At 58.1% G+C, this 23,581-nt stretch carries 21 protein-coding genes; 6 read left to right on the top strand and 15 right to left on the bottom strand.

Annotation, left to right across the window (positions count from 1 at the left end):
• Positions 1 to 308 precede the first annotated feature (308 nt).
• From AC04SF_RS36515 to AC04SF_RS36495, 5 genes are all read right to left on the bottom strand, one after another.
• Complete coding sequence (locus tag AC04SF_RS36515) at positions 309 to 1,385, bottom strand: GlxA family transcriptional regulator (RefSeq protein WP_488481748.1); 1,077 nt, start codon at positions 1,383 to 1,385, stop codon at positions 309 to 311.
• Between the two features lie 142 nt (positions 1,386 to 1,527).
• Positions 1,528 to 2,052, bottom strand: a complete 525-nt coding sequence (gene soxG / locus AC04SF_RS36510) for a sarcosine oxidase subunit gamma family protein (RefSeq protein ID WP_488481747.1) — start codon at positions 2,050 to 2,052, stop codon at positions 1,528 to 1,530.
• On the bottom strand, positions 2,045 to 5,011 hold the full coding sequence (locus tag AC04SF_RS36505; protein WP_488481746.1) for a sarcosine oxidase subunit alpha family protein: 2,967 nt from the start codon (positions 5,009 to 5,011) through the stop codon (positions 2,045 to 2,047). The genes soxG and AC04SF_RS36505 overlap by 8 nt, the downstream gene beginning before the upstream one ends.
• Positions 5,008 to 5,286 (bottom strand): sarcosine oxidase subunit delta, encoded by a 279-nt coding sequence (locus AC04SF_RS36500; RefSeq protein WP_488481745.1) that lies wholly within the window; start codon positions 5,284 to 5,286, stop codon positions 5,008 to 5,010. The genes AC04SF_RS36505 and AC04SF_RS36500 overlap by 4 nt, the downstream gene beginning before the upstream one ends.
• A gap of 18 nt (positions 5,287 to 5,304) precedes the next feature.
• Complete coding sequence (locus AC04SF_RS36495) at positions 5,305 to 6,555, bottom strand: sarcosine oxidase subunit beta family protein (RefSeq protein ID WP_488481744.1); 1,251 nt, start codon at positions 6,553 to 6,555, stop codon at positions 5,305 to 5,307.
• Between the two features lie 95 nt (positions 6,556 to 6,650).
• On the opposite strand from AC04SF_RS36495, the gene AC04SF_RS36490 reads away from it, so the two are divergent.
• Entirely contained in the window at positions 6,651 to 7,628 is a 978-nt protein-coding gene (locus tag AC04SF_RS36490; RefSeq protein ID WP_488481743.1) for a GlxA family transcriptional regulator, read from the top strand.
• 3 nt (positions 7,629 to 7,631) lie between these two features.
• Here the strand turns inward: AC04SF_RS36490 and AC04SF_RS36485 are convergent, their stop codons facing one another.
• The 8 genes from AC04SF_RS36485 to AC04SF_RS36450 form a co-directional block, all read right to left on the bottom strand.
• Entirely contained in the window at positions 7,632 to 8,429 is a 798-nt protein-coding gene (locus AC04SF_RS36485) for a pyrroline-5-carboxylate reductase family protein (protein WP_488481742.1), read from the bottom strand.
• A gap of 279 nt (positions 8,430 to 8,708) precedes the next feature.
• The gene (locus AC04SF_RS36480; protein ID WP_488481741.1) at positions 8,709 to 9,548 is read right to left on the bottom strand and encodes an ABC transporter permease; all 840 of its coding nucleotides are present in this window, start codon (positions 9,546 to 9,548) and stop codon (positions 8,709 to 8,711) included.
• Positions 9,549 to 9,558: 10 nt separating this feature from the next.
• Complete coding sequence (locus AC04SF_RS36475; protein ID WP_488481740.1) at positions 9,559 to 10,809, bottom strand: ABC transporter permease; 1,251 nt, start codon at positions 10,807 to 10,809, stop codon at positions 9,559 to 9,561.
• A complete protein-coding gene (locus AC04SF_RS36470; RefSeq protein ID WP_488481739.1) occupies positions 10,802 to 11,911 on the bottom strand; it encodes an ABC transporter ATP-binding protein in 1,110 nt (369 codons plus the stop codon). Before AC04SF_RS36470 ends, AC04SF_RS36475 begins: the two co-directional genes overlap by 8 nt.
• Before the next feature lie 95 nt (positions 11,912 to 12,006).
• Positions 12,007 to 13,080: an ABC transporter substrate-binding protein gene (locus AC04SF_RS36465; RefSeq protein ID WP_488481738.1), complete on the bottom strand. Its 1,074-nt coding sequence runs from the start codon at positions 13,078 to 13,080 to the stop codon at positions 12,007 to 12,009.
• Between the two features lie 63 nt (positions 13,081 to 13,143).
• Positions 13,144 to 14,484: an amidase gene (locus tag AC04SF_RS36460; RefSeq protein ID WP_488481737.1), complete on the bottom strand. Its 1,341-nt coding sequence runs from the start codon at positions 14,482 to 14,484 to the stop codon at positions 13,144 to 13,146.
• Positions 14,477 to 14,689, bottom strand: a complete 213-nt coding sequence (locus AC04SF_RS36455; protein WP_488481736.1) for a hypothetical protein — start codon at positions 14,687 to 14,689, stop codon at positions 14,477 to 14,479. Before AC04SF_RS36455 ends, AC04SF_RS36460 begins: the two co-directional genes overlap by 8 nt.
• A gap of 9 nt (positions 14,690 to 14,698) precedes the next feature.
• Positions 14,699 to 15,844: a M24 family metallopeptidase gene (locus AC04SF_RS36450; RefSeq protein ID WP_488481735.1), complete on the bottom strand. Its 1,146-nt coding sequence runs from the start codon at positions 15,842 to 15,844 to the stop codon at positions 14,699 to 14,701.
• A 157-nt stretch (positions 15,845 to 16,001) separates the two neighbouring features.
• On the opposite strand from AC04SF_RS36450, the gene AC04SF_RS36445 reads away from it, so the two are divergent.
• Together AC04SF_RS36445 and AC04SF_RS36440 are read left to right on the top strand one after the other, a co-directional pair.
• Positions 16,002 to 16,775, top strand: a complete 774-nt coding sequence (locus AC04SF_RS36445) for a maleate cis-trans isomerase family protein (RefSeq protein WP_488481734.1) — start codon at positions 16,002 to 16,004, stop codon at positions 16,773 to 16,775.
• On the top strand, positions 16,775 to 17,470 hold the full coding sequence (locus AC04SF_RS36440) for a GntR family transcriptional regulator (protein WP_488481733.1): 696 nt from the start codon (positions 16,775 to 16,777) through the stop codon (positions 17,468 to 17,470). Before AC04SF_RS36445 ends, AC04SF_RS36440 begins: the two co-directional genes overlap by 1 nt.
• Positions 17,471 to 18,212: 742 nt before the next feature.
• On the opposite strand, the gene AC04SF_RS36435 is transcribed toward AC04SF_RS36440, so the two are convergent.
• Positions 18,213 to 18,581, bottom strand: a complete 369-nt coding sequence (locus AC04SF_RS36435; RefSeq protein WP_488481732.1) for a hypothetical protein — start codon at positions 18,579 to 18,581, stop codon at positions 18,213 to 18,215.
• Positions 18,582 to 19,665: 1,084 nt separating this feature from the next.
• On the opposite strand from AC04SF_RS36435, the gene AC04SF_RS36430 reads away from it, so the two are divergent.
• From AC04SF_RS36430 to AC04SF_RS36420, 3 genes are all read left to right on the top strand, one after another.
• Complete coding sequence (locus tag AC04SF_RS36430; RefSeq protein ID WP_488481731.1) at positions 19,666 to 20,874, top strand: phosphoribosyltransferase domain-containing protein; 1,209 nt, start codon at positions 19,666 to 19,668, stop codon at positions 20,872 to 20,874.
• Positions 20,875 to 20,958: 84 nt separating this feature from the next.
• The gene (locus AC04SF_RS36425) at positions 20,959 to 22,047 is read left to right on the top strand and encodes a cysteine protease StiP domain-containing protein (protein WP_488481730.1); all 1,089 of its coding nucleotides are present in this window, start codon (positions 20,959 to 20,961) and stop codon (positions 22,045 to 22,047) included.
• Positions 22,048 to 22,288: 241 nt separating this feature from the next.
• On the top strand, positions 22,289 to 23,092 hold the full coding sequence (locus AC04SF_RS36420; RefSeq protein ID WP_488481729.1) for an HAD family hydrolase: 804 nt from the start codon (positions 22,289 to 22,291) through the stop codon (positions 23,090 to 23,092).
• A gap of 174 nt (positions 23,093 to 23,266) precedes the next feature.
• On the opposite strand, the gene AC04SF_RS36415 is transcribed toward AC04SF_RS36420, so the two are convergent.
• Positions 23,267 to 23,581 (bottom strand): Ulp1 family isopeptidase (locus AC04SF_RS36415; protein ID WP_488481728.1); only part of this gene is annotated, 315 nt, incomplete at its 5' end.

The raw sequence follows: 23,581 nt of genomic DNA, 5'->3' as shown, positions 1-23,581 counted from the left end.
ACCCGTGAATATCTCAAGCCGACGAACCGGCTCTTCGTCTCTGGACTTAAGCGTAAGCTCTGAAATCGTCATGTGTCGAAGCCCTCAAAGGCTCCGAGCATCGTGGCTCACGACCACGCGCGAAAGGTGGTGCCGCAACAGCGCTCACCATTCGGCGATGAGCATGGCGACAGAGACCGGACCAGTTCCTGGGATGGATCGCAGCACCGCGATCGATCGGCATCTGCGCGTGTTCGACCGATTGGGTGAAGACCTCCAGGTCATCGAACGCGATCTTGCCCGCTCGGCTCTCGCGATGAAGGCGTGAATCAGGCGCTTTGGCCGTGTTTTGTAAGGCCGACGGCCGCATGGCCGCGCCGAGGAATATGCTGAACAGGCCGTGCCGCTGGCCCGCTCGTCGGCGATCTGCGGCTCAAGCGAGCCTCACTTGGGGTCATTTCATATTTCTCTCGATATGCCTTCGAAAAGTGTGAAGCCGAGATGAAACCACAGGCCATCGCAATCTCGACGATTGGGAGTTGCGAGTTCAAGACCAACAAGTGCGCCCGCTCAAGTCTCATCTCGAGATAGTATCGCGCAGGCGAACGTCCTATTTGTTTCAAGAAGATGCGCTCAACCTGGCGCCGAGACAAACAGCTGGACGCAGCTATGTCTTCGAGCGCTAGGGGCTCATCTAGATGCCTCTCCATCTGCTCGATGATCTTCAACAACCCGTCATGGTGGATGGCCGCGCCTGCATGCAGCGGTAGCCTCTGACGATCTCCAGGTTGACGGAGCCTCATAGCAGCGGCCTTTTCGCACACCCGACTGGCTATAAAGGGATCATAGTCTTCTATGACAAATTGCACGAACATGTCGAAAGCAGCATCTCCACCCGAGCAGGAGTACGTGTCTCCGTCGATCTCATAAGCAGATTGAACCGCTGCGACACTTGGAAATTGTTCGATGAATGATGGGAATTGTTCCCAATGCACTGCACATCTTCGTCCATTCGCCAGACCGGTCTGGGCGATGCTGAAGACCCCGCTCGCGATTCCGACCACACACAGTTTTCTAGCCCGGCACTCCCGTAACCAGCCATGCACGGTTCGATTTGGGGGAAGGGGATCGCCACCCCCGCAAATCACAGCGGATGAGGGGAACGAGCCGATTTTGCCAAGAAGGCCGCGTTCCTCCTTGAGCGACGTGTCCACGGAGATCGTAACCCCACAATTTGATCTCACAGGGTGTCCGTCTTCAGATACAACTCGCCACGCGTAAATCTCCGATCCAAGCACTTCATCGGCAAGCCGTAACGCCTCTATTGCAGCAGAAAAAGCCAGTAGCGAAAATCCAGGGCAGAGATAGAGACTGAACACACGCCTCGGAGACTTCATCTTGAACATCTTTACGCCTTCAAACCTAACGTCAGTCTTTGGTTATGAGGCCCTCTAGGAGGGAAAACGGCATGGAGCGAGACATCTGGCAATGCTCCTAAGGAAGCGGCGAGCAAACCGTCACATGCAAATTTTGCGCTCTGTCCTGAAACTATAGAAACTCAGCACACATCGTTGTGACATCGTCCCAAAGGCTCTGAGCAAAGCTCCTGAACACAATTAACTCGAAGGAGTCGATACCGATGCGAGTGATCTGAGCGGCGATATGGCCGATCAGGGTTGTTGCCGATCGGCCAATCGGAAAGGAGGCGGTGGAAAGGTCGATGGCCGTACCCTTTGATAGGATGCGTTCTGCTCGGTTGCCGTCCACACGTATACGGACACGGCCGGCGCTCTGGTCGACGCCAGTCGCGCGCGGTTCGAGCGTCTCGAACAGGGTCTTCATAGCGGAATGCGTCATCGGCTCGTCGCCAACGATAAACCACTGTCCCGGCGAAACGTCCCGAACGTCGCCTTTGCCGAGTCCGCCCAGAAAGGATCTCAGGTCCGGTTCTCCGGGCGCTGCAAGCACATGGACGATCACGCCTTCAGGTAGCGCCGAGAGCCTTGCTTCCGCAGAGGTGACCGCAGTCTTGGCGCTGAGCGCCGGATGAAGAGTCAGCCGTAAATCAGACATGGAGTCTCTCGTTTTGCGGATCGACAAAAACCGGATTGCATAGCCGGGCTGCGGTGGATTCGCCGCACAGGCCGTTCCACACCACCACTTCTTCGCCATGCCTGGCATGGCCACGCTTCACCAGCGCCAACCCGATGGTCGAGCCGACATGCGGTGAAAAGGCACTCGACGAGACATGGCCCTGGTCGTTCTCGAGCGTCGGCGCGGCGTCCTTGGCGAGGATGTGCGAGCCGGTGCGGAATGTGGTCGTGGAATCGAGCGGGACGACGCCGACAAGGCTCAGGCGATCATCGGCCACCAGTCCCTCGCGCGCGAGCATCGCCTTGCCGATGAAATCCGGCTTGGCTGTCGACACCATCTTTGCGAAGCCGAGATCCGACGGGATCACCGTGCCGTTGATCTCGTTATGCGTCACATGGCCCTTCTCGATGCGCAGTACGCCGAGCGCCTCGACGCCGTAGGGCTGGATGCCATGTTCATTCCCTGCCTGGAGAACGGCGTCGGCGACGCTCTCGCCATAGCCGGCCGGCACGGCAAGCTCATAGGCCAGTTCGCCCGAGAACGAGATACGAAACAGGCGGCCATGCAGCCGGCCGCCGAACAGCGAGACTTCCTTTGCCGCAAGAAAAGGGAAGGCAGCGTCGGAAATATCGTCATCGACAATCGCCTGCAGCGTCGCGCGCGCCTTCGGCCCGACCACGGACATCTGTGCCCATTGATCCGTCACCGAGGCGAGCCGCACGTCGAGTTCCGGCCACAGCGCCTGGGCGCAGAACTCAAGATGCGTCATGACGCCGGCGGCATAGGCCGTGGTCGTCGTCATGAAGAAGCGATTGTCAGCCAGGCGGCTCGTCGTGCCGTCATCATAGATGAAACCGTCCTCGCGCAGCATCAGGCCGTAGCGCGCCTTGGCGACCGGCAGTTTCAGGAAGGCGTTCGAATAGACCCGATTGAGGAACTCCGCCGCATCCTTGCCGCAGATCTCGATCTTGCCGAGCATGGACACGTCGCAGATGCCGACATTCTTTCGAACGTTCAGGACCTCGCGATCGACGCTCTGTCGCCAGCTGGTTTCACCTGCCCGCGGGAACCAGGATGAGCGATACCAGAGGCCGGTCTCGACGAAGGCCGCACCCTGTTTCTTGGCCCAGTCATGCAGAGGCGACTTACGCACCGGCTGGAAATCATGGCCGTGATGCGGGCCGGCCAGCGCGCCGAAGCTGATGGGAGTGTAAAAGGGCCGGAAGGTCGTCGTGCCGACTTCGGCGGGAGAGACGCCACGGGCTTCGGCCAGCAGGCCAATTGCGTTGACATTGGAGAGTTTGCCCTGGTCGGTGGCCATGCCCGATGTCGTGTAGCGCTTGGCAAGTTCGACATCGCCATAGCCTTCCTGGACGGCAAGGCCGAGATCCTTGCGCCCGACATCGTTCTGGAAATCGACGAAGGCCTTGCCCTTCACGCCAGGGATATTCCACAGCGGGCGGGTCGGTGGAGCGATGATGTCGCTATCGACTGGACCGGCGTCGAACGGTTGGGCTGCGAACCCGAGGTCTTGGGCGATGGCAGCGCCGCGCGCGGCGCCCTCTGCAAAGCTTGCTGACAATCCGGCGGTGCCCGTGACGGCGCCTGCAAGCGCGAGGCCCCTGGTCTCCGATGGGGCCATGAAGGCGCCATGCGCATCCGACCATTGCGGTTTGCCGCTGCGATGGCATGCAAGGTGGATGATCGGGCTGAAGCCGCCGGACATGGCAAGCGCATCCACAGCGATGGTTTCGGTGGCGCCGTTTGCGGTCGTGACGTTAACGCTGGAGAGCGCCTTGCCGCCCTTGGCGTCAGACACGACTGCGCCTTTGATAAGGCGAGCATTGCCGGTATAGGCGATCTGGGTGTCGGCGCGACTATCGATAATTGCAGTAAGCTGGACACCCGCCGCCTCAAGATCGCGGGCAAGTGCATAGGCGCTGTCATTGGTGGTGAAGATGGCGGTGCGCTGGCCGGGGGCCACAGCAAAGTGGTTGAGATAGATGCGCATAGCACCCGCGATCATCACGCCGGGAATATCGTTGCCGCCGAAAACCAGCGGCCGCTCCTCGGCGCCGGTGGCGAGCAGCGCCTTCTTGGCGATGAAGCGCCACAGGCGCTCGACCGGCTTGTTAGGATCGGGGTTGCGCACATGCTTCTGGACGCGCTCTACAGCGCCAAAGACATTGCTGTCGTACCAGCCGAAAGCGGTGGTGCGGGTCAGCAGGCGCACATTCGGCAGCGTTTCCAACTCGTCAGCCAGCTGCTCGGCAAAAGCCGGCGCGCTTTCGCCACCGATGGTGGCGGTTTCCGACAGCAACGATCCGCCCGCAAGGCTGTGTTCGTCGAGGATGATGACACGTGCCCCCGCACGGCCGGCGGTTAGCGCGGCGGCCAGCCCGGCAGGGCCGGCGCCGATCACCAGCAGGTCGCAATGCGCCCAGCTCTTCTCATATCGGTCGGGATCGGCCTCGTAGGTCGCCTTGCCGAGACCAGCGGCGCGGCGGATAAAGGGCTCATAGAGACCTTCCCAGAGCTTCGCCGGCCACATGAAGGTCTTGTAGTAGAAGCCCGCGGCAAGGAAGGGCGAGATCAGGCTGTTCAGCGAACCGATATCGAAGTCGAGCGAAGGCCAGCGGTTCTGGCTGCGGGCTTCGAGACCGTCGTAAAGGTCCTGCATCGTGGCGCGGGTATTGGCCTCGGTGCGCCCTCCGCTGCCGATGCTCATTAACGCATTCGGTTCGGCGGCGCCGGCGGTCAGGATGCCGCGCGGCCGATGGTATTTGAAGCTGCGGCCCACCAGTTGGCGGCCATTGGCGAGCAGGGCCGAAGCCAGCGTATCGCCGGCATGGCCTGTAAGCGACTGGCCGTCGAATCTGAAGCCGAGGCGTGACTGACGATCGATCAGGCCACCCTTGGGCATTCGATAGGAGGTCATCGGAGCGCCTCCGCCGATAGGTCGAGCACAACGTCGCGGGAGCCCGAGATTTCATGCGTGGCCGTATCGCGGCTCACCACCATCCAGCGCCGGCAGCCCGACGTATGATGCCAATATTCCTCATAGGCGCCCCGGGGATTGTCGCGCAGATAGACGTAGTCGATCCATGCGTCCGTGCCGGCATCGGGTGCGGGCCGGGCGAGCGCTGCCCCCTTCACAGTGAATTCTTCTTTCGGTCGAGAGCCACAATGAGGGCATGGAATAAGGCTTGCCATGTTCAGGTACCCTGGAAATCAGTGAAGGTTGGGCTGGGCGCCTTGGCCCTTTTCGTCGAGGATATGGCCGCGCGCGAAACGGTCGAGCCGGAAGGCGCGAGCGGTCTGGTGCGGGGTACCGCGTGCAATGAGATGCGCAAAGCAGAGGCCCGATGCGGGCGTCGCCTTGAAGCCGCCATAGCACCAGCCGGCATTGAGGTAGAGATTGTCGATATGGGTGCGGTCGATGATCGGCGAGCCATCCATCGACATGTCCATGATCCCGCCCCAGGAACGCAGCACGCGCACGCGGGAAATGCCTGGGATCATCGCCTTACCCGCCTCCGCGACATGCTCGACGGCGGCGAGATTGCCGCGTTGCGCATAGGAATTGTAGCCGTCGATGTCTCCGCCGAAGACGAGCCCGCCCTTGTCGGACTGCGAGACGTAGAAATGGCCCGCGCCGAAGGTCACAACGCACTCGATGAAGGGTTTCAGGCCTTCGGAGACGAAGGCCTGCAGCACATGGCTTTCGAGCGGCAGCTTGATATCGGCCATCTCGGCAACGCGCGAGGAATTACCGGCGGCCGCAAGCGCGAGCTTGCCGCAGCTTATGAAGCCGCGCGTGGTGTCGACGCCGACGACCTTGCCGTCTTCGCGGCGGATGCCGGTCACTTCGCAATGCTGGATGATGTCGACGCCGCGCATGTCGGCACCGCGGGCATAGCCCCAGGCCACCGCGTCATGCCGCACCGTGCCACCGCGCCGCTGCAGCAGGCCGCCCTGGATCGGGAAGCGGGCATTGTCGAAATCGAGGAATGGCAGCTTGGTGCGGACCGCCTCGCGGTCGAGCAGCTCTGCATCGACCCCATGCAGCAGCATCGCATTGCCGCGCCGCGTGTAGGCGTCGCGCTGCGCGTCGGAATGGTAGAGATTGAGCACGCCGCGCTGGGAGACCATGGCGTTGAAATTGAAATCCTGCTCCAAGCCTTCCCAGAGCTTCATCGACAGTTCGTAGAAGGGGTTGTTGCCCGGCAGCAGGTAGTTGGATCGGATGATTGTTGTGTTTCGCCCGACATTACCGGAGCCGATATAGCCCTTCTCCAGCACTGCGACATTGGTGACGCCGAATTCCTTAGCGAGATAGTAGGCCGACGCTAGGCCATGCCCGCCTCCCCCAACGATGATCACGTCGTAGTGGGGTTTAGGCTCGGGCGCGCGCCAAGCCGGGGTCCAACCCTTGTTGCCACGAAGTCCATTGAGAAGCACGGATAGAGCCGAATACCGCATGAAATGCCCTGTTAACGGAGCTGTCATTCAGCAACCTACGTCATGTGTGGCCATGGTAATTGCCCAAAAGGGACATAATGATATAATATCGGGACATGACTTCGAATGAGTCCAGATCTCTCCAGCGCATGGGCTTCCTGCTCGTGCCGAATTTCGCCTTGATGTCCTATGCTTCGGCCACCGAACCGCTGCGCGCTGCCAACCTGATCGCCGGCGTACCGCTCTATGATGTCACTCCGCTATCTTCCTCCGGCCAGCCGGTGCGAAGTTCTTCGGGCCTCACCATTGAGTGCGACGATCTGCAGGCAAAGGGCGGCGCCTGCCACACCGTGTTTGTTTGTGCCGGTGGGTCTCGCCATGACTGGGTCGACCGGGACGGCCTCTACGGGATGCTGCGCAAGCTCTCGCGCCAGGGCGCTCGGATTGGCGGCATATCTTCGGGCGCTTTTCTGCTGGCCGCGGCGGGCCTTTTGGGCAAGCGCGACTTTACCATCCATTGGGAACATGCCGAGCTTCTTAAGGAAGCCTTTCCACATCTATCGCCCCGGCAGGCGCGTTATGTCTTAGACGGCGACCGGATCACCTGCGGTGGCGGCATCGCGCCCCTCGACATGATGCATGCGATGATTTCCGAACGGATGGGCTCGCATTTCGCTCGCCGCGTCAGCGATTGGTATCTCCATACTGCAATCGGCGAACCGACCGCCCCTCAGCGCGGCTCGTCGGCAGAGCGATTTGGAACCCATCATCCAGCGCTGCTTGCCGTCCTGGAAAAGATGGAGGCCACCATCGAACATCCGCTCTCGCGTGATGCGATGGCGAAGGTCGCCGGCGTCAGCGCTCGCCACCTTGACAGATTGTTTGCGGACCACTTTGAAATCGGATTTCTTGAAGCCTACCGAAATGTGCGCTTGGATCACGCTCGGAGACTTCTGGAGCAAAGCCCACTGTCAATTTCGGAGATCGCGTTCGCCGCTGGATTTTCCAGTCCTGGGCATTTTTCGAAAGCATTCTCAAAGCGGTTCTTGAGCTCTCCGCGCCGTCTTCGAGACAAAAACAGGGAAAGCGCGTGATGATCAGTTGGCTTTGCGATCGTCCGACCCTACCAAGTAGGATCGGGCAAGTGCTGCCTCAAGGCCGTTGCTCACTGCAGTCTCGAAGTTGTTCGCGATCATAGCCTCCAGGCCTGCCGAGGTGCTGCCTCTGTAGTCAATGAACCGTCTGACAACATCCTCAGGGGCGTCTGAATTTCGTTGAAAGAGCGCCCCGGCACCTTTCAGCACCGCAACCACGGCCCTGCGCGCAACCATCGGATCGATCCCCCTCGTCACAGCATCTCGTGCCATTGCCTGGGCCAAAAGGGCGGGAAATGCAGGGCCCGAGCCTGTTAATCCCGTGAAATAATCCAGCTCGAACTCGGAACGCAACTCGTCAACTTCGCCCCAGGCTGAAAGAATGCGATCGGCAACGCCCCGGTCCTCCTCGGAAAGATTCAGCGGCGCGACCCATGGCGTGTATGACTGCCTGACTTCCGCAGCAGCATTAGGCAAGGCTCGGACGACGCGATCCGTTCCAAGCTGATGGGAAAGCGCAGCCAAGTTGATCCCGGCCATAACGGAGATCACGAGCTTTCCCTCGGTCGCGATGTCAACCGATCGAAAATCGGCTGGTTGCACCGAAACGATGATTATCGTGGCCTGCTCGGCGAGGAGTTTGTTGTCCAGGGTCCACATTGAACCCGGCAAAACATCGGGTCTCCTGCTTCGAAAAGAAAGGATCAAGTCCGATGGTTCAGCTACCCCCGCACCGACAAGGCTCTGCGCCAACGACGAGCCCAACCACCCCGATGCCCCGATAATACCAATCTTGGACATTCGTCCTCCCTCGAGCGCACGCTCGACCTAAACTGCGCGATTCGGTCGGTGAGGACCACATTCGTTACCCGACAGCCCAAAAAAGGCATCGCAATGTTCATTCGAATGATGGATTTCGCCGGCTCTTCCGGGCGCGACATGGACCGCACCAGCCTCCCACCTTGAATCTGCGACACCCACTTCGTTTGTTGCCGACAAGGATGATTCAGAGGCTCCTGTTTGCAAACCCAATCGTTCATGAGCCCTGTCGCAGGATTGCCCGTAGTTTCTTCTGCTGGTCTACACAACTGGTTTCGCCAACCTTTTGGCGGACTGGCGCCGCAGCACTCCCATCAGGATCATCAGCACCAACGAGAGAACGATCCAGGTGGTGGCGACTGCCAGGATGGTTGGACTGATCTGTTCACGCAACCCGGACCACATTTTGCGGGGAACCGTGTAGTATTCCGGACTTGGGGACAGGAATAACGTGATCACGGCTTCGTCGAACGATGTCACGAAGGCCAACGCCGCGCCGGAAAGGACGCCTGGTGCGATAAGGGGCAGTGTGACGCGACGAAAGACCATCGTCGGATGCGCCCCCGAAATGAGACCTGCACGGACAAGGCCCTGATCGAAATTTGAGAGGCTGGCCAGCACTGTCACGACGACGAACGGCAACCCCAAGGTAGAATGAGCGAGCACCAGCCCGAGATAGCTGTCAACGAGACCTACCTTGGCAAAGACAAAATAGGTCCCGGTAGCCAGCACCACGATCGGGACGATCATTGGGGCCAGGAGAAGGCTCACGATCAGGCTCCGCAGGGGGAGGCGCTTGTTGAGGCCCAAAGCAGCAAGGGTTCCGAGCCCCGTCGCCAAAATAGTCGAAAGAGTCCCGACAAAGAAGCTGTTGCGGACGGCGACTGTCCAGCCTGCATCTGAAATGAATGCTTCGTACCATCGCGTCGAAAACGCGTCTGACTGAAAGTGCAGCATACCGTTGGTGAATGTGAAGTAGGGCTCCGCATTGAAGGAGAGCGGAACGATGATCAATATCGGGGCAATGAGAAAGATCAGGATCGCCAAGCAAATGACGCGGAAGAGAACCGACCAAACTATTTCAATGCTGTAACTGTTCATGTCGCCTTCCTCAGTTAACCAGCCGATTGGCGCCGAAATATCGGTGGTAAACAGCGTAGAGGACCAGGACGACGGACAGGAGTATCATGCCCAGAGCCGCGGCTAGACCCCAGTTAAGAGACGATTGAACGTGGAACGCGATTATGTTGGAGATCATCTGACCGGATTGTCCGCCGACGAGAGCGGGCGTAATGTAGTATCCAACGGCAAGGATGAAGACGAGAAGGGCGCCTGAGCCAACGCCCGGCAGCGTGTTTGGAAAGTAGACCTTCCAGAACGCGTAGAACCGATGAGCACCCAGCGATTGGGCAGCTCGCATATACATCGGAGATATCGAAACCATCACGCTGTAAAGTGGAAGGATGAAGAAGGGCAGCAGGATGTGCGTCATGGCGATCAGGGTGCCGGCGAGATTGTAGATCATTCTCACCCTGTTTTGATCCGAGATGACCCCGAAGTAGACGAGCAGGTCGTTTAGAACGCCCTGAGATTGCAGAAGCACGATCCAGCCGGTAGTACGAACAAGCAGGGACGTCCAGAACGGCAAAAGGACGAAGACGATCATAATCGAGCCGAGAAGCTTCGACGACGTCGCGATCAGATAGGCCACTGGATAGCCAAGCAGGATACAGAGTGCCGTAACTGAAAACGCAACCAGAAAGGTTCGCGCGAAGAGCGTGGTGTGGATACGGTTCTCTTCAGGGACGCGTTCAACGGCCCCTGACGCGGTCCGGCGGAGATCAACCGCGGCGAGGTAGTAGTTGGCGCTCACAGAGCTACGCAACTGGTTGATGGCCTGCCAGGTCGATTGTTCACGCCAAACAGCATCCGCTTGTGAGAACCATTCTGAATAATGATCGCTGGGAGGGTTCTGCCCGAGGCGCCGCGCCGTTCTCGTGAAAGCACTGCGCAGCCCAGCGGCCTCGACGTTCAGTCGATTGGCTATAGAGCCGACTGTATCCGCCTGTCGGGCTTCGACCAGATCGTGTGCGAGAGCCTGAAACGTATTCTCGTCGGGGGCACCGCTTCCACTCCAACTCTGAAGTGCCTCTACGGTCCGCGGTAGTCCATCGTGAATGGTGGGATCGTAAACGCTTAAGCGCAGGATGTATCCAAGCGGAAGGAGGAAGGTGAAGAACAGGAAAAGCAACGCAGGCGCCAGAAGGAGAAGGCCCTTCCGCGTTTCGCTCCGGCGAGACCGCGCGACCTGCCGGGCGATTTCTCTTGGTGTCGCGACGACAGCCGCAGCCGCATCATCCATGGCCAGGCACTCCATCGGATGAAAAGGCCCGCGCGTCGGTGGCTTGCCAACCAAGCAGCACGGCCTGACCGACGGAGATCTGTGCGATACCGTCCCTGTTCGATTGTTTCACGCTCACGGTCTGCCCGTCCTCGAGCTGACAAGACAGGCGCAGATGATCTCCGAAGTAGACCACTTCCTTCGCGACGGCTTTGGCGGTGTTGGCGAAGACCGCCCCATCATGTACCAAAGACACGCGCTCCGGACGAAGCGAGACCACCGCGCTGTCACCTCGCTTCAAGGATCCGACGGCAACGCATTGCAGGTCGACTCTCCCCACTGTCACGACGCACACGTTGCGAGCAGCCGAAGAGATGACGCCGCTCAGATGGTTATTTTCGCCCACGAATGACGAAACGAATGCCGTTTCAGGCGATTCATAAATCGCCCGGGCAGGACCGACCTGTTCAATGATGCCATTGTTGAAGACCGCCACGCGGTCTGACATCGCCAAGGCTTCGTCCTGATCATGCGTCACATACACCACGGTGAGGCCGAGTTCCTCGTGCAGGTGCTTGATCTCCATCTGCATGTGTTCGCGAAGCTGCTTGTCGAGCGCGCCCAGGGGTTCATCCATCAGCACAAGCGAAGGCTCAAACACCAGAGCGCGCGCGAGGGCCACTCTCTGCTGCTGTCCACCTGAAAGCTGGGCGGGGCGACGGTGCGCCAATGCGCCCATGCGGATCCGTTCCAGCGCGCCGCTTACGCGCGATGCAATCTCTGGCTTCGGCATCTTGCGCGCCACAAGGGGGAACGCCACGTTTTCCTCAATTGTCATGTGAGGAAACAAAGCATAGTTTTGAAAGACCATCCCGATATCTCTCCGGTGAGGAGGAACGTTCGTTAGGTCGCGGCCGGCTACGGTGATCTTGCCGCCCGTGGGCTGCTCGAAGCCTGCAAGCATCATCAATGACGTTGTCTTGCCAGACCCCGATGGGCCCAGCATCGTGAGAAATTCTCCCTTTGCTATGGCAAGGGAAAGGGATTGCACGACAAGCGAAGAGCCGTCGTAGCTCTTTTGCACTTCGTGGAAATTCACGAACGCTGTGATGTCGCTATTCATGATGTCTCATTCTGGCTCATGGTGTTGCCGCAGCCACGGCATCGATCCGATGGCCGGAGCAACTCTCCGACCATCCTGTGTAATTCGCGAACGAATTATTTCGCTAACCAAGTCGCCCAGCGCTGGTTGATCTCATCCTGATGATCTGCCCAGAACTCGAGATCGTTCGCAAGAGACGTCTTGAAATTGGCTTCGTACGTCGGCAGGCTGGTCCGGATCGCCTCCGGGATCAACGACTGCGAGGATTTCCTAACCGGGCCGTAGCTGATGTACTTCGTCACATCGGCAAGCCGCTGCCCTGTCGTGGAGAATTTCACAAAGTCCAGAGCCGCGTCCTTGTTCTTGCTGGCCTTCGAAATCGCCCAGACATCAAGGTTCCAGATCTGTCCATCCCAAACGATCTCGAACGGCTTATTCTCCTTCGAAATTGCATCGTAGATACGGCCATTCGCGGCTGCCGTCATGACAACTTCGCCGTCTGCGAGAAGCTGCGGTGCCTGAGCATGCGCGCCCCAGAACACGACGTCCTTTTTGATGGAGTCGAGCTTGGCAAACGCGCTGTCGAGACCTTCTTTGGTCGCGAGCGTTTCGTAAACCTTGTCGTTCGGCACACCATCGGCCATGAGTGCCCATTCGAGGTTGACGTTTGGCTTGTTGCTCAGGCCGCGCTTGCCCGGAAACTTCTTCAGGTCGAAGAAATCGGCAATGGTCTTGGGACCGCCGTTCGGGAACTTGGTCTTGTCGTAGGCGATGATGTTCGACCACATGATGGTTCCGACGCCGCAATCCATCAGGGTGCCTGGGAGGAAGTCGTCCTTGGCAGCGGTTCCATCGGCAGCCGGAGCAAGTTGGGATGGGTCGATCTTTTCTACGAGGCCGTCATCGCAAGCTCTGAGCGCATCCTGAAGCTCGAGGTCGATTACATCCCAGGCGCCGTTGCCGGATTGCACCTGGGAGCGGAGTTCCGCCAGACCCCCGTTGTAGTCGGCGGTCAGGACTTTCGCGCCTTTCTCGGCCATGTAGGGCTCGATAAAGGCCTTTGACTGACTGGCCGTGTAGGCACCGCCGAACGAAGCAACAACCAATTGGTCAGCCGCGACGGCTGTGGAAGTTACTGTAGAGATGCTGGCAGCGGCAATGCCTGCCATTAGATAAAGAAGCCTTGTCATTTTTGTTACTCCTCTGGATTGACCGATCTTTCCGCCGGCTTGATTGATAGAAGGCGCAAGGGGCTAGGCCGCGAGCTCGTTTGTTTCTCGAAGTGTTTCCTCAAAAGCCTGCGCTACAGCCAGAAGCTCGGAGTCGCGATTGCGTCCGCCGACTAGCTGCGCTGAGACAGGGAGGTAGGATCTCTCCTCGTGGACGGGGAGCGCGATGGCTGGTGTCCCCACAAGGTTGAAGAACGATGTGAACAATGTCAGCGCGTTTCCTACGGGCAGGCTGTCACCTCCCACTTCGACATGCACCGCACCAACTTTAGGGGCCGTAATCGGGCAGCCGGGCGTCAGGAGAACGTCCACGGTGCTCATCGTTTCTGAGAATGCCTGATTATAAACCTCAAGCATGCGCTTGCACTGGATGTAGCTCTCTGCCGAAAGGAACTGTCCTAGCGCCATCCCGCTCAGCATGTCCGCTCCGAATGATGAGCGTGCACGCACGAGGTTGGGGCCATGATAGGCCAACGTTTCTGCCAACTGTATCGTCAGCGAAACTGTTCTTGCTTCCGCTTGGTCCGGGAGTTCGATTTCCGTGAACGAAGCCCCCATTTGTTGGAGGGCCGATCTGGCCGTTGAAAAAGCCTGACGGACGGGCTCGTCACTTCTTTCGGCCCAACCCTTTACAATTCCGACCCTCAAGTTCTTTGGAACTGCTGCCTGACCAATAGCTGCCGTCTTATCGAGAACGAGGGCCACGTCCTCGACGTTGTTGGCAATGATCCCGGCATGATCGAGAGACCAGCAGTACGGAATGACGCCTTGAAGGCTCATACGCCCGAAGCTGGGTTTGAAACCGACCACTCCACAAAGTGCGGCTGGAACACGGACCGAGCCGCCAGTGTCTGTTCCCAAGGCGTATGGCACGATCCCCGCCGCAACTGCGGCTGCCGACCCCCCGCTGGATCCTCCGGCCAACCGGGTGGTGTCGAACGGATTGCGAGTGGTACCGCTCCATACGTTCTCCCCCGTCGCGCCATACGCGAACTCATGCTGGTTCGCCTTGCCGATCAGTACGGAGCCAGCCTCCTCAAGACGCGTAATGACCAGAGCCGATGTGTCAGGAACATTGTCCTTGAGCACCCGGCTTCCGCCCGTTGTGAGAACACTGGCGGTCTCGAACATGTCCTTTGCCGCGAAAGGCACGCCCTCGAGCAAGACCCCATCATGGCTGTCTCTTCGCCGCGCGTCGAGCGTTGCCGCCCGCGAGAGTGCTTGATCCCGCATGATCGTGATGAAGCTGAAGTGCTCGGGATTCAGTCGTTCCGCCGCCGCCAAGCTCTCCTCGACGACTTCGACAACCGAGCGGCCGCCGCGAATTTCCGCCGCAATCTGTTTGACGGATTTCCTGTCAGTCATTGGTGAGCCCCGTGCGGTGGTCATCGGGGCCTACCTGGCCCAAATCTTTGCTCACGATACGTTGGAGGTCGGATATGACCTTTTCGAAGCTGGAGACGACGCCGAATGTCGGAGTGACAAGCTGCTCAAGATCGTTCTCGTCCCAGCGGCCGCCGAAGAATTCGGCGTTCATCGCTTCCAATGTAGCAAAGGTGGGCCGGCTCATCGAGCTACCTCAAACGACTGCGAGTTCACGCGGATATTTCGTCAGGTACTCAAATCCGGCATCAGTCACCACGATCGAGTCCCCGACACGGCCGCCGAAGCTTCCTTCAATCGTAATCCCCCCGTCGACCGCGAAGGTCATGCCGGCTTCGAGGAGGCGCTCCTCGCCGCGCTTGAGTTCTGGAGATTCCAGGAACGACTGACCGATCGAACGACCAGTTCGATACCCGGCCGCAAAGCCTGCTTCCGTGTAGACTGCTTCCGCAGCGGCGTTGATTTCCTCGCATACGATCCCCGGCTTGATTGCCGCGAGTGCCGCCTGCTGAGCGGCAACGGCAGTCTCGTAGACGCGTGCCTGTTCGTCTGTCGCCCCGCCGACGAAGAATTCACGGTCGAAGCCGAGCTTGTAGTTGCGGAAGTTGGCGATCCCGCAGAAGCAGAGATAGATCGGGTCTCCCTTCCGGATGGTCCGAACAGAAGAACGGCGGTGCACCAGGCACACATCGGTGCCGGACTGCATAATCTGAAGATTGTAGATGGTGGGCGAGACGAAGCGGTCCGTCTTGTCATCGAGGAATGACGCTGCCTTCCTGGTTCCCGCTGCGATGACCGCCAGCGCGACCTCGTACTCCGGGACGCCCTCGGCGATGACTTCGCGCGCGCCTTTTACCATCGCGACGGCGACTTCGCCCGCCTTGCGCATGATCTCGATCTCATCGGCCGACTTGATCATCCGGATCTCCGAGATGACACGTCCGGCGTCGCCGACTTCGGCTCCATGAAGCATTGGGAGGAGATCATTGGCCACGAGCGCAGGAATGGACCGCTTCTCGATTGCGACTCGGCGCGCCTTTCCTTCGACCGCCGACTTGAGGGCGCTGCGCCACTCGTCGTTGATGCCGTCGCTCCATGGGCGGATGTCCGTCACCCAGCTCATCCTTCCGCACATCTCTGATTCCATCAGGGGAGTGATAATGGTCGGCTCGCCGTCAACCGGAACGGTCATGAGAGTAGGGCGACCGAAGTCTATGCCCAGGTAGTCCAGATATTCGCCGAAGTAGGCGATGGAATCCGGATTGGTCAAAATGGCGGTCTCGAATCCGGCCGCCTGGAGCGCCTTCTTGAGTTTTTCAGTACGTAGCTTGCCTGGTCTCATGATTCTTGCGCTTTCGTCGAGCTGTATGCAGGTTGGATTTCCATAGCTATAAAGCGGTGTCGGGGATGTGTCAATGTTGCATTTTTTCGAGAATCTTGGGGCTGTAATCTTGCGCAACGGGCACTGGCTGTGTACAGGTGTGCATAGGAGGCGACGCATGCGACAAAGTGGAAAGGTTGAGAATTCAATTGGCCGTGGAGGAATCCGCTTCGACGCTGGGCGGCACCACAGGGCCAAGCTCGGCTTCGTGCTTCTGGCAATGGAGCAGACTATCGAAGAGGATATGTTTAAGCTCGCTCCGAATGGGGTCGGCGTTCACTTCCAGAGAGCCCCGATGGCCAATAAGGTGGACGTCGAAACTTTGGCCGCCATGGCGTCGGGAATCGGTGACGCTGCTGCTCTGATCGTTCCGGAGGTGCAACTCGACGTTATTTGCTACGCATGCACTTCTGGAAGCGTTGTGATCGGCGAAGACAAGGTGTTCACCGAACTCAAGCGCGGTGCACCCGGCGCCAAGCCGACGTCTATAATCTCGGCCGTAATGCGCGCCTTAAAGGCCGTGAATGCGAGGAAGATCACCGTCGCGACCCCGTATCTCGATCCCGTCAACGAAATCGAGCGGGTTTATATGGAAGAACGGGGATTTGAGATCCTGAATATCCAGGGTTTGAACATTGAAAATGATGAAGACATGGTGCGGGTGACCCCTGACTACATCTACGAATTCGCGAAGCAGGTTGATCGGGCAGATTCCGATGCCATTTTTATCAGTTGCGGCGCTCTTCGCTCGGTGGACATTATCCAGGCACTTGAAGCCGAATCGGGTAAGCCGGTGATCACTAGCAATCAGGCGATGATGTGGGATTGCTTGCGGTTGGCCGGAGTGAATGACCGGAGCGACAAATATGGCCGACTTTTCAAAGAGAACTGATGTCTAAAGCAGCGACAGCACTTAACCGAGAGGCGCCACGAGCTGCGCCTCCTAGGAGCCAGTCAATCGAAATCCATCGTGTTCTTCGAGACCGGATATGTCTGTTGCAATATCGCCCCGGCGAACTGCTCGTCGAGACAGAACTGGCGGCGGAGTTCAACGTTAGCCGTACGCCCGTCCGGCAGGCGCTGCAGCGTCTTGACTACGAAGGTCTTGTTGAAACCAAGAATGGTGTTGGCACGACAGTCACCGGAGTGGATTTCAAGGAATTTAAGGATGTCTACGCTTTCCGTCTAAGACTGAGCGAAATGATCGGCGATTTCAGCGGACCCGACCGAGCCTCCAAAGCACTTGAAAAGGTTGAGGCGCTTGTGCCTCGGATAGAAGCCCTTCTTCAGTCAAGGGATTTTGAACAATTCTGGCAGATCAACCATGAGCTGCATTTTGCTGTCAACGCACTGATAAGCAATTCCGCGATGCGGGAGATCCACGATCGCCTGTACTTCCAAGCGTCACGTGTCTGGTACAGCTTGGTCGATAGAATGTGGGAGGATGAAGTCAGGTTTCTCAACGAGGAAGTCGATGAAATATCCCGCGCGCTGCGCGCTGGAGATCTCAGAGCGGTTGGATTCGTCCAGCGCAACTTCATCTCGTACGGCCTATCGCGCGTCGCGGCATACATCTCCACCGGCTGATCACCATCCTATCCATCACGTCAATCGCGACCCATTCTAGGGGCCATCGGCCAGCGCAACAGTACGGCCCACTCGGCGCAGCCAGTGGCAACCGTCTGTTGGAAAGCCACCGGCCACAGCATGCAGCGTCTACCGGTTTCGGCACCGTCGATTTTTCCGGCGACGCTGGCCACCATCTCGTCGATGTGCCATTTGTCACCCAAGGCGACCGACGCACCCGTCGCTTGATCTTCTTGTCGAAGAGGCGGCCGAACGCTCCACCCGGGTTCTTTCGCTATGGGTGACGATGTGCCTCGGGCCGCCAACATTTCCTCGACCATGCGCAAGCTGAGGGGAAAGCAGAACTACAGCCTCGCATGGGCGATGATCTCAGCTGGAAATCGGTGGCGGCGGTGTGGCGGACCACGGACCTTCAAGCTGATCGTCCGATCGCAGATATCAGTCACCCATGCCGACATTACAGTGCCCAGTGTTCTCTCGTCAGATGCCTATTCGACCGGCCCCGAGTAACGCTCTCGCCTTGCGATATATATTTTGTGCATCGCAATATAAGCAGCGATGGTCGAGATTCTGAAGTCGGCCATCTACCCCCCCAAAATACATGACGACGCGTGCGGCGTGCCTTTTTGCGCTGCATCTCGAGCCCGCTGCCACCTCCTCTCGGCAGCGGGCTTTTCGGACGATGGCGACCAGGGGTTTTTCGTCGTTGCGGCTGCCGCCATGTTTTCAATCCGCGCAAAGGCTACGTTCCTGCAGCCGCCGCCTCGTGACGCAACGCAAAGGATCGTAGCATGGGTACTCGAAATTTCATCGCAGCGGCAGCCTCCCTCGCCCTGATGATGACGGTCTCGTCACCCTCGGAGGCCCGCGGCCCATTCAACAACGACACGGCCTCGCGCACCCAGGCGCTGGCCCTGCTGGAAACCTCAACGCTGATCTGCTCAGCCACCCCAGCGCCACGCTGACGCTGGAACGATGGTGTGGTGACCACGGGCTGGCGCCGGAAGTGAAGATCGTCGCCCATCGCGTGAAGGGCGATGACGAACTGATGCCGGAAAATGGCGGTGAGGCATTGGCCATCAGCGCCGGCGAGCCCGTGCGGTACCGCCATGTGCAGCTCGCCTGTGGCGCGGTAGTGCTCTCCGAAGCCGATAACTGGTACGTCCCGTCGCGGCTCACACCGCAGATGAACCAGCTACTCGACACCACCGATCAAAGGTGGTCCAGCCGCTGCACTTTCGCCGCCAGACCATTAGCGCCGAGCTGCTGTGGTCGCCGCTGCCCAAGGGATGGGAGATGGACGCGCCGCTGCCGGCGGAGGGGAAGGGCGCGCTGGCCATTCCCACCAGGTACTTCGGCACCGGGCCATCCTCTATAGTGGAGGGAACCAGCCCTTCAGCCTGGTGTTGGAGACCTACACAGCCGAAGTCCTGGCCTTCGGCCGCCGCTGAAGGATGGCGCTTGTAGGCGACGGTTGCGGTGTTCATCCCGTCGCGTTTCTGCCGCAAATCCCTACCGCGAGTTAAGTTGATAACGCCCTGTCGCTATTGACCCAAAACTGTCGACTATCGAACAGGCGCACCATAGCGAAATGTGTTGCATTTCATACGCAGCCCTCGACGCAAAAAGAAGGAAGCGTGCGACGTGAAGGTGCGCCGGCCCAACTTGCGTATCAGCGCGCAGCTGCGCCCGCAGGATGGCACCTCACTTGCACATCAACCTTAGGAAGCCGCTGTAACAGGTTTGCCTCAACCAACGGAGATGACATGGCAATTGGCCCACAAGCACGGAATTACCCTTCGCAGCGGCTCGTAAGAATTCTCGGCTCTGTTGTTGATGGCTGGTTGTTGGTGATGATGCTCTGGTTTCAGATCCTCTTGCAGATGGTTATCAGACCCGGCGGTATTTTGCGGTGGCTCTGGAAGATCGCCGAGAACGCGTCTCTCCTGATCGACAGTCCGGCGCCACCAAGTTCTTCCCGGGGGAGGTTGATGAGGACTTCGCCCAGGTGCCAAACTTCATCGGAGCCGGCCGCTTCGTACGCAGTCGCTCAACGTAACGGGCCAAACTTCTTGCTTCAGCGGGGGACTGAGACGGTGATCTCGCGCTCCACAATTTCGTCGACCCGGCGTCGGCCCAAAGGGACCAAAGGAGGGACATTGGCGGTAGAGCGCTGGCGTTTGTAGCTGGTGTGCATGAATCTGCGTCTACTCACCTCTGCACGAGAAGTTACCCGTGACACCCCCAAAACAAAAGCCCGGGTAGGACATTTGGACAACGCATATAAAAAGTATCTTTCTGCCGAACTCGCCCGCGGAACCATATCGGTTGAGATCGATCGCAGCCTACTTCCCCCCGAGGCAACGTTCGGGTTCGCGGAGCGCATCAATCCCAAACGGTGTTTCCTGTTCGCTTCCAAGCTGCTTGGCCGTCACAGTCCCGTTCGGCCTTCGCTGATGCGAAAGACGTACACACTTCTGGCCGACCAAATTTCACCCGATCTCGAAGGGCCAATCCTGTTCATAGGCGTGGCCGAAACTGCTGTCGGGCTGGGAGCGGGCGTGCACCAGCAATATTCAGAACGATATGAACGAGACGACACTGTTTACATTTGCACCACCAGACACGGACTAGGTTTGCCCCTGATCTGTCAATTCCAGGAGGAGCACAGTCACGCCCCAGGACATGTCGTACACTGGCCGCTCGATCCAGTCCTGGTCTCGATGGTCAAGAACGCCCGGACGCTTGTGTTAATTGACGATGAAGCGTCGACCGGAAAAACATTCGGCAATCTGTTCGCAGCTCTGCCTGCCAGCATTAGGTCGAACCTTCGAAATACGATTCTCGTTACGCTTACGGATTGGTCAGATGGTGCTGTCGAACAGATAATCGCAGCCAACGTGAAGCGCGCGTCAATCCTTTCCGGGCGGTACCGCTGGGATGCAAACGGTTTGAACATCGCTCCGGAAGTTCCATCTGTTGGAAAAAAAAGGGGTAATGTCATTTCGCCGGATATCAACTGGGCGCGGCTGGGTGTCTCCCGGCACCATCTTCAACTGGATGGTGAGGCGGCGTCGTCGGGCGCTACGCTGGTCCTTGGTACAGGAGAAAACATTTGGCAGCCGTTCCTGCTTGCGGAAAAATTGGAGCTGGAAGGAGCTGACGTACACTACTCATCGATTACCCGATCACCGATTTCAGTGGGTCACGCCATTTTATCGAAAATAGCGTTTGAAGATAACTACGGCGGGAATGTCTTTAACTATCTGTACAATGTCGTTCCATCAGAATACGCCAAAATACTTTTGTGCTCCGAGACAAGTGAAGCGTATATAAGCCATATACTCATTCACTTTTTGGAGCGCGCATCGGTCGTAATTCCCAAGAGGGTAATTGCTATTTGATGATTATCATCACACAAAAAATTCAATACGCTCAATCGCGCTCCAGGTCTTGACGTTACGCTAGTTGGAGGCAGAGGAGTCACATTGTCGGCGACGAAAGGGAAGATATTTTCCGGAGCGTATCGTAGTACGGACATCACGTTTCTATTGAAGCCCGTAATTTTGGAGCCAATCGGCGACGCTTCAAAGGAATGGGCGATACAATCCGGCCTACGTCATTATTCGGAAATGATTTCTTTCGAAAGCGCCCCCGAAGCCGACTACATGACGATATTCTACGACGCGATGTCAGTTGGTGCTGCGAGAATGGGACGCGAAGTAGCGGCTCTCGCGCGGTCTATCTCAAATCAAATTAAAGGCCCCATCACGTTGGCGAGCCTCGTTCGGGCCGGGGTGCCTTTAGGTGTCCTCCTCAAGCGTGCGTTGTCGCGCATGGGAAAGGACGTGCAACACTTTGGCATTTCGATCATACGGGACCGCGGAATTGACAGTAATGCAATGCGCCACATCATTGAGCGGCGCCCAATTGAAGGTCTGCTGTTTATTGATGGCTGGACGGGCAAAGGCAGCATCTCCACTGAGCTGGAACGGAGCTTCCCTTCGTTTTCTGCACAGCCGCCAAAGCTGGTGGTTTTGTCGGACCCCTGTGGCCGGGCGTGGCTTGCGGCGTCGGCCGAGGACTGGCTCATTCCATCGGGAATACTCGGGAGCACCGTGTCCGGGCTGGTCAGCCGTTCGATACTGAACGAGGACGTCACAGGTCCGGAAGATTTTCACGGTACAATCCTATGGAATCACTTAGTGTCCCATGATATCTCAGCTGCTTTCGTGGATAATGTGTGGGCACATGCTGTCACCGCGCTAGACCAAACTGATGATCTCGCGCAGTGGACAGACAACGACCGCTCAAGACATCAGAGACGATCGCGGGAGGCAATTAATCGGGTTGCTGCACAGTTTGCTGTTGAGAATATTAATCGGATCAAGCCAGGAATTGCGGAAGCCACGCGAGCAATTCTACGCCGCAAGCCTCAAATTGCACTCCTCTCTTCCGTTGAGGACCCTGACCTGGCAGCGCTACGGCATTTGATCCGGAAGAGGGACGTTCCCGTCCAAGTGGTTCCGGAAAATATCCATCCATATCGCGCCATTACTTTGATAAAGAAGGTTTAGAAATTTGATTATATTGCATCTTGGTCCAAACTCCGGAACCGCTCAACAAGACCGAGCGTGTGGCAGGCATTTCGATTCATCCGACTTGCTGGTTGTTAGCGGACAGGACGTCATTTTCGTGATTATAAAAGGGCTGGCCACCGTTTGAGGGAAGCGTTGGCATAAGTGTGAACGCAACACCAAATTCATCTGCCCGGGACCTTTCCGAGTGTCGAAAACGGATTCCAAACATGGATGACGGATGAGTGCATTGCCTGATCAACCCATCAAATCCGCAGATCACGCCGTGCAGCCAATCGTCTTTGCTGATCTGGATGACACGTTGTTCCAAACACGTGCAAAGTGCCCGAAAGGCAGCCAGCATAAACTGGCGCTAGCTGCGGTCTCCTTGAACGGACATCATTCCATGATGACGCCACGCCAGGTCGCGATGATCGATTGGCTGCTGGGTACGTCACAAGTCATTCCCGTCACGGCACGTGGCACGACGGCCTACGGGAACGTCAAGATCGCGTTCAACAGCTATGCAATTGTTGCAAACGGCGCTGTCATCCTTCAGCCGGACGGCGCGCATCTGAAGGAGTGGCACGATGTCATTTCTAAGGAGCTGATCCCTCACAGGAAGGCACTGGATAAGGTACTTGAAATTGGTCGGCAAGTAGCCGCAGCTGGCAAAATGTCTCTTCGTTCGTGGATCGTAGAAGAAAAGGGGATGGCCACATATGTCGTTTTCAAAGAAAATAATGGTGATGGTAAGAGGCTGGCGGAACTGAAATTTGAGTTCGACGATGCGGGTTGGATACGGCATCACAACGGAAACAACTTCACGCTCATTCCCCCGCCTGTTTCAAAGCGCCGGGCAGTAGAGTTCCTCCTGAAGAAACTCCGGTCGGAGTCTGAAGATAGGCCAGCGATCGGATTCGGCGACAGTACAAGCGATCTCGGCTATCTCAATTTGTGCGACTGGTGGGGTGCGCCATCGCGCTCGCAGATTTCGGCGATGCTGAACGAGCCAACGAAGACGCTTTTTGCGGGCATTTTTTGACGGTCCACTGCGTCGGAATTTTCTGGTCAAAGGCATTCACAAGAAATGAGTCAGCTGCTTTTTCAGGTCGGGTGGGAATGCTCCTTCGCAGGGCGTGCTTCTCGGACCTGAGCCCCAGGCCGTGGGCGTGAGGTGCTCCAGTCTAAATTTGAGCTATCCTGCCATGGCGAAACTTCAGCCCCTAAGTCTGTTTTGCAGTGCCTGCCGATCGGCACGGAGCCCGTCGAGGTCCAGCTGGACTGGCTGCCCTGGTTGCGCCAATCGCCTAACCAGCTCGCGTGTGCCGTCCACCACAAAGACGCCGCAATCGTGACCGTTTCGCTGTTGGGGGAAGCGGGGCGACTCCAAGCGCGCGCCCAGCCTTGCTGCGAGTTGTCCTGCGGGCGCCTCGTTGTATCTCCCGTTCGAGTCGTAGTGATAGGCAACCGGCCGTTCCCGCTCGCGGCGATCAACGAACAGCAGCGACCAATGGCTGCCGCGGCGATTGGC

It is taken from the genome of Mesorhizobium sp. CNPSo 4671, from assembly GCF_057784245.1.
Note: the sequence above shows the minus strand (reverse complement) of the source record. Positions and strands in the feature narration are given on the sequence as shown.

Coding starts and splice junctions, on each gene's coding strand:
- AC04SF_RS36495 (WP_488481744.1), bottom strand. CDS start 6,555: ATGCGGTATTCGGCTCTATCCGTGCTTCTCAATGGACTTCGTGGCAAC.
- AC04SF_RS36455 (WP_488481736.1), bottom strand. CDS start 14,689: ATGAGCCGGCCCACCTTTGCTACATTGGAAGCGATGAACGCCGAATTC.
- soxG (WP_488481747.1), bottom strand. CDS start 2,052: ATGTCTGATTTACGGCTGACTCTTCATCCGGCGCTCAGCGCCAAGACT.
- AC04SF_RS36450 (WP_488481735.1), bottom strand. CDS start 15,844: ATGAGACCAGGCAAGCTACGTACTGAAAAACTCAAGAAGGCGCTCCAG.
- AC04SF_RS36475 (WP_488481740.1), bottom strand. CDS start 10,809: ATGGATGATGCGGCTGCGGCTGTCGTCGCGACACCAAGAGAAATCGCC.
- AC04SF_RS36430 (WP_488481731.1), top strand. CDS start 19,666: ATGAATCTGCGTCTACTCACCTCTGCACGAGAAGTTACCCGTGACACC.
- AC04SF_RS36505 (WP_488481746.1), bottom strand. CDS start 5,011: ATGACCTCCTATCGAATGCCCAAGGGTGGCCTGATCGATCGTCAGTCA.
- AC04SF_RS36480 (WP_488481741.1), bottom strand. CDS start 9,548: ATGAACAGTTACAGCATTGAAATAGTTTGGTCGGTTCTCTTCCGCGTC.
- AC04SF_RS36470 (WP_488481739.1), bottom strand. CDS start 11,911: ATGAATAGCGACATCACAGCGTTCGTGAATTTCCACGAAGTGCAAAAG.
- AC04SF_RS36435 (WP_488481732.1), bottom strand. CDS start 18,581: ATGGCGGTACCGCACGGGCTCGCCGGCGCTGATGGCCAATGCCTCACC.
- AC04SF_RS36440 (WP_488481733.1), top strand. CDS start 16,775: ATGTCTAAAGCAGCGACAGCACTTAACCGAGAGGCGCCACGAGCTGCG.
- AC04SF_RS36485 (WP_488481742.1), bottom strand. CDS start 8,429: ATGTCCAAGATTGGTATTATCGGGGCATCGGGGTGGTTGGGCTCGTCG.
- AC04SF_RS36515 (WP_488481748.1), bottom strand. CDS start 1,385: ATGTTCAAGATGAAGTCTCCGAGGCGTGTGTTCAGTCTCTATCTCTGC.
- AC04SF_RS36460 (WP_488481737.1), bottom strand. CDS start 14,484: ATGACTGACAGGAAATCCGTCAAACAGATTGCGGCGGAAATTCGCGGC.
- AC04SF_RS36420 (WP_488481729.1), top strand. CDS start 22,289: ATGAGTGCATTGCCTGATCAACCCATCAAATCCGCAGATCACGCCGTG.
- AC04SF_RS36490 (WP_488481743.1), top strand. CDS start 6,651: ATGACTTCGAATGAGTCCAGATCTCTCCAGCGCATGGGCTTCCTGCTC.
- AC04SF_RS36445 (WP_488481734.1), top strand. CDS start 16,002: ATGCGACAAAGTGGAAAGGTTGAGAATTCAATTGGCCGTGGAGGAATC.
- AC04SF_RS36500 (WP_488481745.1), bottom strand. CDS start 5,286: ATGGCAAGCCTTATTCCATGCCCTCATTGTGGCTCTCGACCGAAAGAA.
- AC04SF_RS36465 (WP_488481738.1), bottom strand. CDS start 13,080: ATGACAAGGCTTCTTTATCTAATGGCAGGCATTGCCGCTGCCAGCATC.